Origin of the sequence: Herbaspirillum sp. 1173, from assembly GCF_031455335.1 — a bacterium.
Taxonomy (GTDB): domain Bacteria; phylum Pseudomonadota; class Gammaproteobacteria; order Burkholderiales; family Burkholderiaceae_D; genus Herbaspirillum; species Herbaspirillum huttiense.
In genome coordinates, this window is the sequence record NZ_JAVDSP010000007.1 from 105,734 (window position 1) to 119,761 (window position 14,028).

14 protein-coding genes are annotated in these 14,028 nt (G+C 63.8%); 6 read left to right on the plus strand and 8 right to left on the minus strand.

All coding sequences use genetic code 11. From position 1 onward, the window contains the following. Positions 1-58: 58 nt before the first annotated feature. Genes holA through leuS form a run of 3 tightly spaced genes read right to left on the minus strand, consistent with a single transcriptional unit; the run spans position 59 to position 4,319 of the window. Positions 59-1,078 (minus strand): DNA polymerase III subunit delta, encoded by a 1,020-nt coding sequence (gene holA, locus J2X56_RS20725; protein WP_121042941.1) that lies wholly within the window; start codon positions 1,076-1,078, stop codon positions 59-61. Positions 1,079-1,096: 18 nt separating this feature from the next. Next, positions 1,097-1,642, minus strand: a complete 546-nt coding sequence (lptE, locus tag J2X56_RS20730) for an LPS assembly lipoprotein LptE (RefSeq protein WP_051057643.1) — start codon at positions 1,640-1,642, stop codon at positions 1,097-1,099. Between the two features lie 28 nt (positions 1,643-1,670). Beyond that, positions 1,671-4,319 (minus strand): leucine--tRNA ligase, encoded by a 2,649-nt coding sequence (gene leuS / locus J2X56_RS20735; protein ID WP_039789529.1) that lies wholly within the window; start codon positions 4,317-4,319, stop codon positions 1,671-1,673. Between the two features lie 523 nt (positions 4,320-4,842). Between leuS and J2X56_RS20740 the strand changes: the two genes are divergently transcribed. The 6 genes from J2X56_RS20740 to J2X56_RS20765 all read left to right on the plus strand — a co-directional run bounded on the left by J2X56_RS20740 (position 4,843) and on the right by J2X56_RS20765 (position 10,661). Continuing rightward, the gene (locus J2X56_RS20740; RefSeq protein WP_134135518.1) at positions 4,843-5,952 is read left to right on the plus strand and encodes a LacI family DNA-binding transcriptional regulator; all 1,110 of its coding nucleotides are present in this window, start codon (positions 4,843-4,845) and stop codon (positions 5,950-5,952) included. 67 nt (positions 5,953-6,019) lie between these two features. After that, positions 6,020-7,027, plus strand: coding sequence for an ABC transporter substrate-binding protein (locus tag J2X56_RS20745; RefSeq protein WP_310162239.1), 1,008 nt, complete (start codon positions 6,020-6,022; stop codon positions 7,025-7,027). 21 nt (positions 7,028-7,048) lie between these two features. After that, positions 7,049-7,939 (plus strand): ABC transporter permease, encoded by an 891-nt coding sequence (locus J2X56_RS20750; RefSeq protein ID WP_204726076.1) that lies wholly within the window; start codon positions 7,049-7,051, stop codon positions 7,937-7,939. Positions 7,940-7,948: 9 nt separating this feature from the next. Continuing rightward, complete coding sequence (locus tag J2X56_RS20755; RefSeq protein ID WP_121042949.1) at positions 7,949-8,752, plus strand: ABC transporter permease; 804 nt, start codon at positions 7,949-7,951, stop codon at positions 8,750-8,752. Next, positions 8,749-9,843, plus strand: a complete 1,095-nt coding sequence (locus J2X56_RS20760; protein WP_034341014.1) for an ABC transporter ATP-binding protein — start codon at positions 8,749-8,751, stop codon at positions 9,841-9,843. The genes J2X56_RS20755 and J2X56_RS20760 overlap by 4 nt, the downstream gene beginning before the upstream one ends. Continuing rightward, entirely contained in the window at positions 9,840-10,661 is an 822-nt protein-coding gene (locus J2X56_RS20765; RefSeq protein ID WP_134135516.1) for a phosphodiesterase, read from the plus strand. Before J2X56_RS20760 ends, J2X56_RS20765 begins: the two co-directional genes overlap by 4 nt. An 87-nt stretch (positions 10,662-10,748) precedes the next feature. Here J2X56_RS20765 and J2X56_RS20770 read toward each other — a convergent pair whose 3' ends face one another. The 5 genes from J2X56_RS20770 to J2X56_RS20790 form a co-directional block, all read right to left on the minus strand. Then, positions 10,749-11,075: a barstar family protein gene (locus J2X56_RS20770; RefSeq protein ID WP_310162246.1), complete on the minus strand. Its 327-nt coding sequence runs from the start codon at positions 11,073-11,075 to the stop codon at positions 10,749-10,751. Positions 11,076-11,087: 12 nt separating this feature from the next. Continuing rightward, on the minus strand, positions 11,088-11,531 hold the full coding sequence (locus J2X56_RS20775; RefSeq protein ID WP_134135514.1) for a biopolymer transporter ExbD: 444 nt from the start codon (positions 11,529-11,531) through the stop codon (positions 11,088-11,090). Positions 11,532-11,564: 33 nt separating this feature from the next. Beyond that, positions 11,565-12,260, minus strand: a complete 696-nt coding sequence (locus tag J2X56_RS20780; protein ID WP_034341031.1) for a MotA/TolQ/ExbB proton channel family protein — start codon at positions 12,258-12,260, stop codon at positions 11,565-11,567. Positions 12,261-12,419: 159 nt separating this feature from the next. Next, positions 12,420-13,226, minus strand: coding sequence for a 4-hydroxy-tetrahydrodipicolinate reductase (gene dapB, locus J2X56_RS20785; protein WP_039786793.1), 807 nt, complete (start codon positions 13,224-13,226; stop codon positions 12,420-12,422). A 45-nt stretch (positions 13,227-13,271) separates the two neighbouring features. Beyond that, positions 13,272-13,820 carry an outer membrane protein assembly factor BamE gene (locus J2X56_RS20790; RefSeq protein ID WP_134135512.1) on the minus strand — a complete coding sequence of 183 codons (549 nt, stop codon included), beginning with the start codon at positions 13,818-13,820 and terminating at the stop codon, positions 13,272-13,274. Positions 13,821-14,028 lie beyond the last annotated feature (208 nt).

Consider the following 14,028-nt stretch of genomic DNA (forward strand, 5'->3'; position numbering starts at 1 on the left):
CGCGATGCGCGCGTCGGGTTCGATGTTCGGTATTCGATATGCCGGGTGTACGGCCGGATCAGCGTCCGCGTGCCAGCTTCAGGCCCAGTTGCAGCAAGGCATCCCACGGATCGCCGGCAAAGCTGCGGGCACGCAGGCCCTTGACCATGCGGTCGACCAGGGCCGCTTCCTGCAGCGCCTGTTCCAGCGCGGCCAGGCTGATGCGGCGCAGGGCCGGCTCCATCAGGCGTTCGCGCGGGCCCCAGATGCGGTATTCCTTCAGCAGCGCGCCCACGGGTTTGCCTTGGGCCATGCCGGATTTGAGCTTGAGCAGGGTGCGGATCTCTTCGGTGACCGCCCACAGCACCAGCGGCAGCGCCTCGCCTTCGCCCTTCAAGCCGTCCATCATGCGCGTCAGGCGCGCGATGTCGCCCGAGAGCATGGCTTCGTTGAGCTTGAAGACGTCATAACGCGCCACGTTCAGCACCGCGTCCTGCACCTGTTCGAAACTGAGCTTTCCGGGCGGATGCAGCAAGGCCAGCTTCTGGATCTCCTGGTGCGCAGCCAGCAGGTTGCCTTCCACGCGATCCGCGATGAAATCCAGGCAGGCCCGGTCGGCGCTCTGCTGCTGGGCCGCCAGGCGGTTGCCGATCCAGGCCGGCAGCTGCGCGCGTTCCACCAGCGGAATGTCGATGTAGACCGCCGCCTGCTGCAGGGCACCGACCCAGGCCGCTTTCTGCGTGGCCCAGTCCAGCTTGGGCAGGCTGATGATGGTCAGATTGTCGGGCGAGAGATTGGCGGCGTAATCCTGCAGCGCCTGGCCGCCATCCTTGCCGGGCTTGCCGGTGGGGATGCGCAGCTCGATCAGTTTCTTGTCGCCGAACAACGATTGCGACTGGTTGGCCGCCAGCAGCTCACCCCACTTGAAGCTGCGCTCCACCACCAGTACCTCGCGCTCGGTATAGCCGTTGGCGCGGGCACTGCGGCGGATCTTGTCCGCCGCTTCCAGCGCCAGCAGGTGCTCGTCGCTGGCGATCACGTAAAGCGGGGCCAGCGATTTGCCGAGATGGGCGTCCAGGGAGTCGTGGCGCAGTTGCATGCTGATTCCGCGTGCCGCTCAGGAGTCCGAGTCGGCCGCGGCCTTCTCGTTCTTGATGGCGGTCTTGGAGGCCGACAGGCGACGCAGGATCTGCTGCACCAGGTCGGACTGCATGTCGCGGTAGAGCAGCACTTCCTCGGCCTGCTTGGCCAGTTCCTGGTTCTCGTCATAGGTGATGACGCGGCGCAGGGTGATGGCCGTCGGCGGGATCAGGATCACGCCCTTGGCATCGGTGACGGAGAAGGTGAAGCGCTGGAACAGCGCGTATTCACGCACGCGGCCGTTGGTGTTCAGGGTCAGCACCTGGCGGTCGCGGGAATCGGCCAGCACCTTCAGGTTGGCTTCGGCCTCCTTGGGTTCGGACAGCACCTTGGCACCGCTGGCCTCGATGTTGCGCTTGAGTTCCACCCCGACCGCCGAGTTGGGCGCGAAGCCCAGGTAGATGGTCTTGAAGGGCAGGTCAGCCGCGCCGCGCATATGGAAGCCGCAGGCCGTGAGCATCACGGCCGCCGCCACCAGCAGCAGCCATTGCGAGAAACGCTTGATTTGGACTTGAGCGTGCATGGAGTTCCGTCGTTAAGGTTGGGCCGGATCAGGCAACGATGTTGACCAGCTTGCCCGGCACCACGATCACCTTCTTCGGTGCGCCGGTCAGGAATTTCTTGACGTCTTCGTTGGCCAGCGCGGCGGCTTCGATGGCGGCCTTGTCGGCATCCTTCGGCACGGTGACTTCGCCGCGCAGCTTGCCGTTGACCTGCACCACCAGCTTCAGCTCGCTCTGTTCCAGCGCGGCCGCATCGACTTGCGGCCAGGCCGCGTCGAGGATGTCGCCCTGCGCCTGGGCATAGCCCAGCTGCTGCCACAGCACATGGGTGATGTGCGGGGCCACCGGGTTCAGCACGCGCAGGAAGATCGAGAAGCACTCGGCGATCACCGCGTCACCCGCCGCACCGGCTGCAGGCTTGGCCGCTTCCAGCGTGTTGAGCATCTTCATGCAGGCCGAGACCACGGTGTTGTACTGGATGCGCTTGAAGTCGTTGTCGGCTTGCTGCAGGACCTTGTGCACTTCGCGGCGCAGGGTCTTCAGGCCATCATCGAGCTGGGCGGCATCGAGTGCACCGGCGGCGGTAATGCGCGCGGCGTTGTTGTAGCCGAAGGCCCAGACGCGGCGCAGGAAGCGGTTGGCACCTTCTACGCCGGCACCGGACCATTCCAGGGTCTGCTCCGGCGGCGAGGCGAACATGGTGAACAGGCGGGCCGTATCGGCACCGTACTGGTCGATCTGCGCTTGCGGGTCGATGCCGTTGTTCTTGGACTTGGACATCTTCTCGGTGCCGCCGATCATCACCGGCTGGCCGTCTTCCTTCAACACGGCCGAGACCGGACGGCCCTTGTCGTCGAAGGACAGGTCCACGTCAGCCGGGTTGTACCAGGTCTTCTTGCCGGCGGCGTCTTCGCGATAGTAGGTCTCGTTGAGGACCATGCCTTGCGTCAACAGGTTGGTGAAGGGCTCGTCGAACTTGACCAGGCCGAAGTCACGCATGACCTTGGTCCAGAAGCGCGCGTACAGCAGGTGCAGCACGGCGTGTTCGATGCCGCCGATGTACTGGTCCATGGGCATCCAGTAATCGTTGCGGGAGTCGACCATCGCCTCGTTGCTGCCCGGCGAGGTATAGCGCATGTAGTACCAGGACGAATCCACGAAGGTGTCCATGGTGTCGGTTTCGCGGCGGGCCGGCTTGCCACAGCAGGGGCAGTCCACCTTGAGGAATTGCTCATGCTTGTTCAACGGGTTGCCGCTGCCGTCCGGCACGCAGTCTTCCGGCAGCACGACCGGCAGGTCCTTCTCGGGCACCGGCACGTCGCCGCAATCCGGGCAATGGATGATGGGGATGGGGGTGCCCCAATAACGCTGGCGCGAGATACCCCAGTCGCGCAGGCGGAAGGTCACCTTCTTCTCGCCCAGGCCCTGTGCGGCCAGGTCGGCGGCGACCGCGTCGACCGCGGCCTGATAGCCCAGGCCATCGTACTTGCCGGACGCGATGGTCTTGCCGGCTTCCTTGTCGCCGTACCATTCTTCCCAGGCTTCGGTGGAGTAGGTCTTGCCTTCCACGGCGATGACCTGCTTGATCGGCAGATTGTATTTGCGGGCGAAGGCGAAGTCGCGCTCGTCATGCGCCGGCACGCCCATCACGGCACCGTCGCCGTAGGTGATGAGCACATAGTTGCCAACCCAGACTTCGACCTGCTCGCCGGTCAGCGGATGGGTGACGAACAGGCCGGTCGGCATGCCCTTCTTTTCCATGGTCGCCATGTCGGCTTCGATCACGCTGCCTTGCTTGCATTCGGCGATGAAGGCTTGCAGGGCCGGATTGTTTTCTGCGGCGAGGGTGGCCAGCGGGTGTTCCGGGGCCACGGCGCAGAAGGTCACGCCCATGATGGTGTCGGCGCGGGTGGTGAAGACGAACAGCTTGCCGTCGTTGATCAGCTGGCCGTCCGCGCCCTTGATCTGGTGCGGGAAGGCGAAGCGCACGCCGGTGGACTTGCCGATCCAGTTGGCCTGCATCAGGCGCACGCGCTCGGGCCAGCCGGGCAGCTTGGTCTCGACGTGTTCCAGCAGTTCGTCGGCGTAGTCGGTGATCTTGGCGTAGTACATCGGGATCTCTCGCTTTTCGATCACGGCACCCGAGCGCCAGCCACGGCCGTCGATGACCTGCTCGTTGGCCAGCACGGTCTGGTCGATCGGATCCCAGTTCACGGTCCCGGTCTTCTTGTAGATGATGCCCTTCTCCAGCATCTTCAGGAACATCCACTGGTTCCACTTGTAGTACTCGGGACGGCAGGCCGTCATCTCGCGCGACCAGTCGATGGCCAGGCCCATCGACTGCATCTGCGACTTCATATATTCAATATTGGAATAAGTCCACTGCGCCGGCGGCACGCCATTGGCCATGGCGGCGTTTTCGGCGGGCATGCCGAAGGCATCCCAGCCCATGGGCATCAGGACGTTGTAGCCGTTCATGCGCAGGTAGCGATACATCACATCGTTGATGGTGTAGTTGCGCACGTGGCCCATGTGCAGCTTGCCGGAGGGGTAGGGCAGCATCGAGCAGGCGTAGAACTTCTTCTTGTCGCGGCCTTCCTTGTCGCGGGCGTTTTCGACGGTCTTGTAGGCGTCGATGGCGTTCCAATGCTGCTGTGCGGACTGTTCAACTTCGGCTGGGCTGTATTTATCTTGCATGACGGGCTGATACGGATGGAATTCGGTTGGGAGGGGACTGCAATTCGAAACCCTGCATTATACCGGCTCACCGCCCCGGCGCGGCATTCCGGCCCGCCCTTGCGCGGCCCCCGCGCCGCCCCGCCCGAAAAAAAGCCCGCCTCGGTGAAGAGGCGGGCCAAGACCCCTGTGCCTGAGCAGGGCGGCAGCAGGGATAGCAGCTACACGGTTCCCGCCTGCGAGGGGGCGACGGACTGGGATGGTGCGCTGACCAGCATGAAGGCTGGCGTGACGTATGAAACCATCGGCAACGGCGGTGTGGCGTGTTCTCGAAATACTTCTTGTTAATTCTCGAAAAATTGTGAAAAAGCAATTTTTTATTGAGGTTGGCTTGAATTTGGCTGCTTCGTTTGACGGGAGATGGAAAGTCGCTGTGAGCCAGCATTTGTGAGGTTTTCGTTCACATTCCACACGGTTTGATGGTCATGAGGGCGTAACAATCGGGCGGCATCATGAAATCGTTTTCATTTGCCCCGGAAACCCCGTGCGTCCGTCCATCAAACAAGTTGCCCATCTGGCTGGCGTCTCCATTGCCACCGTGTCCCGCCTGCTCAACAAGCCGGGTTCGGTCAGTGCGGAAACCGCCGAGAAGATCCACCGCAGCATCGCCGAACTGGGGTTCCGTCCCAATTTCACCGGCCGCAACTTGCGCGCCGGCAATTCGCGCACGGTCGGGGTGGTGGTGCCGACCCTGTCCAACACGGTGTTCGCCCAGTGCCTGCAAGGCATCGAGCTGGCCGCGCGCGCGCTGGACTACTCGGTCATGTTCACCACCACCGAATACCTGCCCGAAGATGAGTCGGCGGCGGTGGAGTTGCTGCTGGGCCATCGCGTCGATGGCGTGATCCTGACGGTGGCCGATGCCGGTGCCAATGCCACGCTGGACCTGCTGGAGCGAGAGCGCATTCCCTTCGTGCTGGCCTACAACCAGCTGGCCGATGCCGCAGCCGATGCCGCAGCCGATGCGGATGCCGAGGCTGCCACGCATCGTGCTTCGGTCTCGGTGGACAACCGCGCTGCCGCCTGCGATGCCGTCAGCCACCTGATCGGGCTGGGGCATCGCCGCATCCAGATGCTGTCGGGCCGCTTCAATGCATCCGACCGCGCCATGCAGCGCTACTGCGGTTATCTCGATGCCATGCAGGCCGCCGGACTGGCGCCGCTGCCGGCCATCGAGGTCGAGCGCCACACGCTCACCGCCGCCACCGATTACCAGCAGATGATGGCCGACCCCTTGCATCGCCCGACGGCGCTGTTCTGTTCCAACGACCTGCTGGCCCTGAGCGCCATGCGCGATCTGCGCGCGCTGGGCTTGCAGGTGCCGGAGGACATCTCGGTGATGGGCTTCGACGGTATCCCCGTCGGAGCGCTCATGCAGCCGGTGCTGGCCAGCGTGGTGCAGCCCTCCGAGCAGATCGGCGACGTCGCCCTGCGTACGCTGGTCGATGCCATCGAGCGTGCGCTGCCGGCGGCTGCCGCCGCTGCGGCGGTCGAGGAGGCGCCGGTGCCGGTCATCGCCGGAGTGCGCCATATCCTTCCGCATACGCTGCGCGAAGGGGGCTCGGTAGCACCGCCTGCACCGGCCTCTTGCTGATGCTGATGCTGATGTCGTCAAGAATTTGTTGTGCCCTCGTTGTTCAACCCTTAGGAAAGGATCTGACATGTTCCTGAAACGTGTTATTCAAACTGCTGCCGGCGCGCTGTTGCTGTCGGCTTCCCTGGCCGCTTCGGCCCAGACCGCGATCTGCTACAACTGTCCGCCCGAGTGGGCGGACTGGGCTGCGCAGATCAAGGCCATCAAGGACAAGACCGGCATCACCGTGCCGCCCGACAACAAGAACAGCGGCCAGGCCCTGGCCCAGCTGACGGCCGAGAAGGCCAGCCCGGTGGCTGATTTCACCTACCTGGGCGTGTCCTTCGGCATCGAAGCGAAGAACAAGGACCTGGTGGCCGCCTACAAGCCGGCCCACTGGAACGATATCCCCAACGGACTGAAGGATCCTGACGGTTACTGGGTCACCATCCACTCCGGCACCATGGGCATCATGGTCAACGTCGATGCCTTGAAGGGCAAGCCTGTACCCAAGTCCTGGGCCGACCTGCAGAAGCCCGAGTACAAGGGCCTGATCGGCTATCTCGACCCGGCCTCGGCCTTCGTCGGCTATGTCGGCGCGGTGGCGATCAACCAGGCCATGGGCGGCACGCTGGACGATTTCTCGCCGGCCATCACCTTCTTCAAGAACCTGCAGAAGAACCAGCCCATCGTGCCCAAGCAGACTTCCTATGCACGCCTGATCTCGGGTGAAATTCCCATCCTGCTGGGCTATGACTTCGACGCCTACCGCGCCAAGTACAAGGATCACGCCAACGTGGCGTTCGTGATTCCCGCGGAAGGCACCGTCACCGTGCCCTACGTGGTCTCGCTGGTGAAGAACGGACCGCACCAGGCTGAAGCGAAGAAGGTGCTGGACTTCCTGCTGTCCGACCAGGGCCAGGCGATCTGGGCCAATGCCTACCTGCGCCCGGTGCGTGCGGCGGCGATGTCGAAGGAAGCCGAAGCGCGCTTCCTGCCGGCCTCGGAATACGCCCGTGCCAAGGCGGTGGACTACGGCAAGATGGCCGAAGCCCAGCGCAAGTTCGGCGAGCGCTACCTGGCCGAAGTACGCTGAATGCAGACCGCAGGAGCAAGCATGAAGAGCATGATTTCCCCGGCGTCCGGCGCGCCGGCCCCGCTGGCCGGCCAGCCGCCGGCGGCGCGTCCGCGCGCAGCCGGCAACGGTGTCTGGCTGTGGTTCGCTGTCCCCGGCCTGACCCTGTTCTGCGCCTTCTGGCTGCTGCCCATGGTGCGGCTGGTCGGCGTGGGGGCCTCGGGACCGGATGGCGCGATGGCCTATCTGTCGGTGCTGACCAACCGCCATTACTTCACCAGCCTGATGTCCACGCTGGCGCTGTCGGCAGTGGTCACGGTCGCCACGCTGGCGATCTCGGTGTTCGTCGGCTTGTTCCTGCAACGCAATCGTTTTCCTGGCCAGTCGGTGTTGCTGGCCATGCTGACCTTCCCGCTGGCGTTTCCCGGCGTGGTGGTCGGCTTCATGGTCATCATGCTGGCCGGACGCCAGGGGCTCATCGGTACCTTCACCAACTGGCTCTTTGGCGAATCGCTGGTGTTCGCGTATTCGCTGGCGGGGCTGTTCTTGGGTTACCTGTATTTCTCGATTCCGCGCGTGATCCTCACTGTCGTGGCTGCCGCTGAAAAACTCGATCCCTCGCTGGAAGAAGCGGCACGCTCGCTCGGTGCCAAGCCGTGGCAGGTGCTGCTGCACGTGGTGCTGCCCGCACTGCTGCCGGCGCTCATTTCATCGGGGGCGATCTGCTTTGCCACCAGCGTCGGTGCCTTCGGGACCGCCTTCACGCTGGCGGCCAATATCGATGTGCTGCCCATGACCATCTACAACGAATTTACCGGCTACGCCAACTTCGCCACGGCCGCCTCGCTGTCCATCGTGCTGGGCCTGATCACCTGGGCGGTGCTGGCACTGGCGCGTTCGCTCACCGGCAGCGGCGTGGCCGCTGCGGCATAAGGAAGGGCCATGCAAAATCGTTTCCGTTTTTATGTGCAGCTGGGATTCACGCTGCTGGTGTGCGCCTTCCTGGTGGTGCCGGTGGTGCTGTCGATGCTGGCCGGCGTGACCGAGAATTTCTTCGTCGGCTTGTCCAGCGGACTGACGCTGCGCTGGGTGGCCCAGGTGTGGGAGATGTACCAGCCCACCATCTGGCGCTCGCTCATCATCGCGCTGGCCTGCCTGGCGGTGACGCTGGTGGCCGGCGTGCCGCTGGCCTACATGCTGGCGCGCTATCGCGGCGGCCACAGCCGCCTGGCGCGCGTGATCGAAGAGTTGCTCATGATGCCGGTGGCCGTGCCGGGCCTGGCCACCGCACTGGCGCTGATCATGGCTTATGGCCAGTTGCGCGGGTTCCGCGCCAGCATCCTGTTCATCCTGGTCGGCCACGTGATCTTCACGCTGCCCTTCATGGTGCGCCCGGTGCTGGCGGTGATGCAGTCCTCGCAGCTGGCTCAGTTGGAAGAGGCCGCTGCCAGCCTGGGGGCGGGGCGGATGCGCCGCTTCTTCGGCATCGTCATTCCCAATGCCGCCTCGGGCATCCTGGCCGGGGCGCTGATGGTGGTCACGCTTTCCATCGGCGAATTCAACATCACCTGGATGCTGCACACGCCGCTGACCCAGACCCTGCCGGTGGGCCTGGCCGATGCCTATGCATCGATGCGGCTGGAGGTGGGATCGGCCTATACGCTGATCTTCTTTTTCATGATCATTCCGCTCCTGATCGGCATGCAGTGGGCGACCCAGGCAACACGCAAGAAAGTCAGTCTATGAAGCCCAAGCAAGAAGCCGTTTCCATCCGCCTGCAGCAATGCGCCAAGTCCTTCGCCAATGGCACGCGTGCGCTGCAGCCGCTGGACCTCGATATCCATCCCGGTGAAACCCTGGTCCTGCTCGGTCCCTCGGGCTGCGGCAAGACCACCACGCTGCGCATGATCGCCGGGCTGGAGTTTCCCGATGAAGGCGGGCGCGTGTTCTTCGGCGACGAAGATGTGACCGCACTGCCGATTGAAAAGCGTGGCGTGGGCATGGTGTTCCAGAACTATGCGCTGTTCCCCAACATGAGCGTGGGCGAGAACATCGCTTATGGCATGAAGATCCGCAAGATCCCCGCCGGCGAACGCGCCGAGCGCGTCGAGCGCCTGCTGGAGATGGTGCATCTGCAAGGCCTCTCGCATCGCCGCGTGGACCAGCTTTCGGGCGGCCAGAAGCAGCGTGTGGCCCTGGCGCGCGCACTGGCGATGGAGCCGCGCGTGCTGCTGCTGGACGAACCGCTGACGGCACTCGATGCCAAGCTGCGCGAAGCTGTGCGCAGTGACCTCAACAAGCTGCTGCGCAGCCTCGGCATCACCGCCATCTATGTCACCCACGACCAGGGCGAGGCCATGGCGCTGGGCGACCGCATCGTGGTCATGGAACGCGGCAAGATTTCGCAGATCGGCACCCCGCGCGAGATCTACTATCATCCCGCCAATGACTTCGTGGCCGATTTCATCGGGGCGATGAATCGCGTGCAAGGTATCGTTTCTGGAGATAGATTGCTGTTGCCCACAGGGAGCCTGCCGCTGCTCGACAAGCTCGATGCGGCCCAGCAGGGGCAGCAGGCCTGTGCGCTATTCCGTCCCGAAGATGTCGAGGTGGTGGATGTCACCGAAGCCGATGCGCAGTGCGTGCGCGGCAAGCTGCTCAACACTTTCTTCCTCGGCGACCGTACCCGTTTTGAAATCGAAATTGGCACCGAACGCCCGGTCATTGCCGAGACCAGCCGCCGTGGCTGGTGGGAAGCCGGCCAGCAGATCGCCATCCGCGTGCCGGCCGAAGCACTGGTAAAACTGGCACCGCGTGCCGAGAAGGAGACCGCATGATCCTGGGACAGATTTCCGACCTGCACATCAAGACCGATGGCAAGAAATCCTATCGCGTGGTGGATACCGCCGAAGCACTGCGCCGCTGCGTGCGGCAAGTCAATGCCTTGAAGCAGAAGCCGGACGTGCTGGTCATCACCGGCGACCTGGTGGACTTCGGCAAGCCCTCCGAATATGCCTGCCTGCGTGACCTGCTGGCACCGCTGACCATGCCGTATTACCTGTTGCCGGGCAACCATGACGAGCGCAATGCGCTGCGCGCGGCCTTCCCGGAACACACCTATCTGCAGCAGGGCGGCGAGCGCATCGAGTATGTGATCGAGGATCATCCGGTGCGCATCATCGCGCTCGATACCGTGATTCCGCGCGCCAGCGGCGGCGCACTGGCCGCCTCGAGCCTGTTGTGGCTGGATGAGGTGCTGGCCCAGCAGCCGGAACGGCCGACCGTGATCGCCATGCATCATCCGCCCTTCACCACCGGCATCGGGCACATGGATGACATGGGGCTGGCCGATCCGCAGGCGTTGGAGGCGGTGGTGCGCAAGCATCCGCAGGTTGAACGCATCCTGTGCGGCCACCTGCATCGCTCCATCCAGCGCCGCTTTGGCGGGACGCTGGCGACGACCTGTCCGGGCGTGTCACATCAGGTGCAGCTGGACCTGGATCCGCAAGCGCCTTCCTGCTTCGTGATGGAGCCGTCGGGATTCCAGTTGCACTGGTGGGATGCGGCTGCAGAGAGCCTGGTCAGCCATACGGCCTTCATCGGTCAATTCGATGGGCCGTATCCGTTTTACGATGGGGATGAGTTGATCGATTGATCGATCGAGTGGTTGTTTGACTGATCTCTTTGAGAGATCAATCAGGGCCGCCGCAGCGATGGGGGAGATGAATGGAAAACGGCAATATCACTTCCACACCAGCGCAATGACCGGCGGCTCGCCATAATCCTCGCAGCGGTCATTGATGGCCGTGCAGCAGAATTCCACATCATCGACCAGGTCAGGCAGGCGCTGGTGCAGCTCGGCGCTGTGGCTGATCTCGATGGTCAGCACTTCCTTGGGCTTGAGCCTGAACTTGCACATGCCGGCGTCATCGCGCAGGTAGGACAGGCAATCGACCCAGGCATTCATGTTGCGGCCATAGAAATCCGGGAAGCCGAAGGCGGCTGCGCTCTCGGTATGGAAACTGTCCCAGTCGGTGATGCGGTCGCCCGCCAGTTGTACGGTGGCCATGCCTGCTCTCTTTCAGTTTGCTTGTCTGTTGCTCTTGCCGCCGCCCTTGGGGTCGGTGACGAAGCCCAGCTTGGTCAGCCCCGCACCCTGCGCGGCCGACATCACTTCGGCGATCATTTCATAACGGGTCGACTTGTCGGCGCGCAGTTGCAGCTCGGGCTGCGGTTTCTTGGCCGCAGCAGCCGCCAGACGCGCATCCATGTCCGCTTCGCTCACCGGCTGGTCGTTCCAGTACAGCTTGCCGGCCGCATCGATGCCCAGGGTGATGGTCTCCGGTTTTTCCGGAGCCGGGTTGGACTGCGCGGTGGGCAGGTCCAGCTTCAGGGCGTGGGTGAACATGGGTGCGGTGATGATGAAGATCACCAGCAGGACCAGCATCACGTCCACCATGGGGGTGACGTTGATGTCGGCCATCGGGGCCGAGTTCTGGTTGTCGTTGAATCCGCCGAAACTCATGTGGGACTCCTCTCGGATCGGGTGTCGAAAAAATTATTTGCGCATGCCGCCGACGCGCTCGCCGGTGGTCAGGTAGGCATGCAGGTCATGTGCGAAGCCATCCAGTTCGGCCAGCACCACGCGGTTGATGCGGGTGAAGGCGTTGTAGGCCAGCACGGCCGGGATCGCCACCAGCAGGCCCAGCGCGGTCATGATCAGCGCCTCGCCCACGGGACCGGCGACCTTGTCGATCTGCACCGTGCCGCTGGCTGAGACCGCCACCAGCGCGTGGTAGATGCCCCAGACGGTACCGAACAGGCCCACGAAGGGCGCGGTCGAGCCGACCGAGGCCAGCAGCGTCAGGCCGCGTTCCAGCCGCGCCGAGACGCGGTTGATCTCACGGCGCAGGGTGCGCGTGATCAGTTCGCCCGGATCGGTCGCGGCGTTGAGCGAGGGTGTGCCCTGCTGGCGGGTGCCGATGTCGGCCGCTTCGGCGGCACGCTCGGCCATGGGGGTGTAGATCTGTTCGCTGTCCAGGCGCTGCATGGCGGCGGTGGCGTCGGCCAGCGTCGGGGCCTGCCAGAATTGTTCGAGGGCATTGCTGCCACGGCGGATGCGCCAGGCGGCCCAGGCCTTGGAGAGGATGTAGAACCAGCTGGCGATCGACATCAGCAACAGCAGATAGGCCACCGAGTGCGAAACGGCATCGCCTTGGGCCCAGTAGTGGGCAAATCCAACGTTCTGTTCCATGGTAGGTGCTTTCGGGAAAGACGCCGCGCGCACGCGGCAGGGAGTCAATGACGGTTGGCTGAGGGTGAGTCGCTTGGAGCGGCGGACCCCAAAAAAATTCGCTGCCGGACCTGGTGGGGCGCGGCAGCGTCGGGCATTTCCTGTGGTGGCGGGCTCGGCTTACTTGAAGCCCAGCACATCCTGCATGTCATACAGGCCGGTGTCCTTGTCGGCCAGGAAGCGTGCGGCGCGCAGGCTGCCCATGGCGTACGAGACGCGGCTGGAGGACTTGTGCGAAATCTCGATGCGCTCGCCGATGCCGGCAAACAGGACCGTGTGGTCACCGATGATGTCGCCGCCGCGCACGGTGGCAAAACCGATGGAGGACGGATCGCGCTCACCGGTAACGCCTTCGCGGGCGTAGACGGCGACGTCGTCGAGCTTCTTGCCCAGCGCATCGGCGATGACTTCGCCCATCTTCAGCGCAGTGCCCGAGGGAGCGTCGACCTTGTGGCGGTGGTGGGCTTCGATGATCTCGATGTCGTAGCCGTGCGAGAAATTCTTGGCGGCCAGTTCCAGCAGCTTCAACGTGACGTTGACGCCCACGCTCATGTTGGGCGCGGCCATGACGGCGGTGCGCTTGGCGAATTCGGCGATGGCGGCTTTGCCTTCGGCCTCGAAACCGGTGGTGCCGATGACGACCTTCACGCCGTGGGCGGCGCAGTATTCCAGGTGCTTGAGCGTGCCTTCCGGACGGGTGAAATCGATCAGCACGTCAGCACCGGCCAGGCCGCGTGCCAGCTCGGATTCGATGATCACGCCGGTGGTCTTGCCCAGGAACAGGCCGGCATCGGTGCCGATGGCAGGCGAGGCGGGCGTATCCAGGGCGCCGGAGAGGTGCAGGCCCTCGGCGTTGAGGATGGCTTCGATCAGCATGCGGCCCATGCGCCCGGAGGCGCCGGTTACCGCGATATTCAGTGCAGTCATGTAAAACTCGGAAGAAAGAAGTGCGAAGGACGGGGCTTGCCAGGCTTACTTGTTGGTGGCCGAGGAAGGCGCCACCGGCGAGGCGGGCTTGATCTCGCTGTCGTCCTTGGGTTTGTCGCTGAAGCCGGCCTTGGCACCGACCTTGGCGTCGGTGATCAGGGTCAGGTATTCGCTTTCGGTGGGCAGGTTCTGGCCGCCTTCGACGTGATCCAGCAGGTCATCCTTGAAGAACACCGAGACACGGCTGGTCATGATCTCGCCGTTGCCCTTGGCCAGACGGAAATCGTAGTCCCAGCGGTTGCTGTGGAACATGTCGGTCAGCAGCGGCGTGCCCAGCACGAAGCGCACCTGGTCGCGGGTCAGGCCGGGGCGCAGTTGCGCCACCATTTCCTTGGAGACGAAGTTGCCTTGCTGGATGTCGATGCGGTAGGGCTTGAAGAAGCCGAACAGGCTGTTGCTCTTGCCGGTCACCTTCACGCCCGAAGTATCGGTGGGTGCTGCCTGTTCCGGTGCCTTGGTCGAGGAGCAGCCGGCCAGCGAGACGGCCAGTGCAGCCAGGACGCCGATGGCGGTGGTGTGATGACGGGACTTCATTCGGGAAAGCATGCGCATAAAGATTTCAACCGGGTTGAGCCATGAGCCTAAAGCGCTATATGATAAGCTAGAACTTACTTCTTAAATAGGCATGAGTGCGTTCCGGGTGTAAAAGGGCGTTCCCCACCGCCCCGCCGGAACGGTCCGCCAGGTCTTCCCAGTGGACCGCCGCGCCTGTTCGAGACCAGTAAAACCCGGGAACCCACTC

Coding starts and splice junctions, on each gene's coding strand:
- holA (WP_121042941.1), bottom strand. CDS start 1,078: ATGCAACTGCGCCACGACTCCCTGGACGCCCATCTCGGCAAATCGCTG.
- lptE (WP_051057643.1), bottom strand. CDS start 1,642: ATGCACGCTCAAGTCCAAATCAAGCGTTTCTCGCAATGGCTGCTGCTG.
- leuS (WP_039789529.1), bottom strand. CDS start 4,319: ATGCAAGATAAATACAGCCCAGCCGAAGTTGAACAGTCCGCACAGCAG.
- J2X56_RS20745 (WP_310162239.1), top strand. CDS start 6,020: ATGTTCCTGAAACGTGTTATTCAAACTGCTGCCGGCGCGCTGTTGCTG.
- J2X56_RS20750 (WP_204726076.1), top strand. CDS start 7,049: ATGAAGAGCATGATTTCCCCGGCGTCCGGCGCGCCGGCCCCGCTGGCC.
- J2X56_RS20755 (WP_121042949.1), top strand. CDS start 7,949: ATGCAAAATCGTTTCCGTTTTTATGTGCAGCTGGGATTCACGCTGCTG.
- J2X56_RS20760 (WP_034341014.1), top strand. CDS start 8,749: ATGAAGCCCAAGCAAGAAGCCGTTTCCATCCGCCTGCAGCAATGCGCC.
- J2X56_RS20765 (WP_134135516.1), top strand. CDS start 9,840: ATGATCCTGGGACAGATTTCCGACCTGCACATCAAGACCGATGGCAAG.
- J2X56_RS20770 (WP_310162246.1), bottom strand. CDS start 11,075: ATGGCCACCGTACAACTGGCGGGCGACCGCATCACCGACTGGGACAGT.
- J2X56_RS20775 (WP_134135514.1), bottom strand. CDS start 11,531: ATGAGTTTCGGCGGATTCAACGACAACCAGAACTCGGCCCCGATGGCC.
- J2X56_RS20780 (WP_034341031.1), bottom strand. CDS start 12,260: ATGGAACAGAACGTTGGATTTGCCCACTACTGGGCCCAAGGCGATGCC.
- dapB (WP_039786793.1), bottom strand. CDS start 13,226: ATGACTGCACTGAATATCGCGGTAACCGGCGCCTCCGGGCGCATGGGC.
- J2X56_RS20790 (WP_134135512.1), bottom strand. CDS start 13,820: ATGAAGTCCCGTCATCACACCACCGCCATCGGCGTCCTGGCTGCACTG.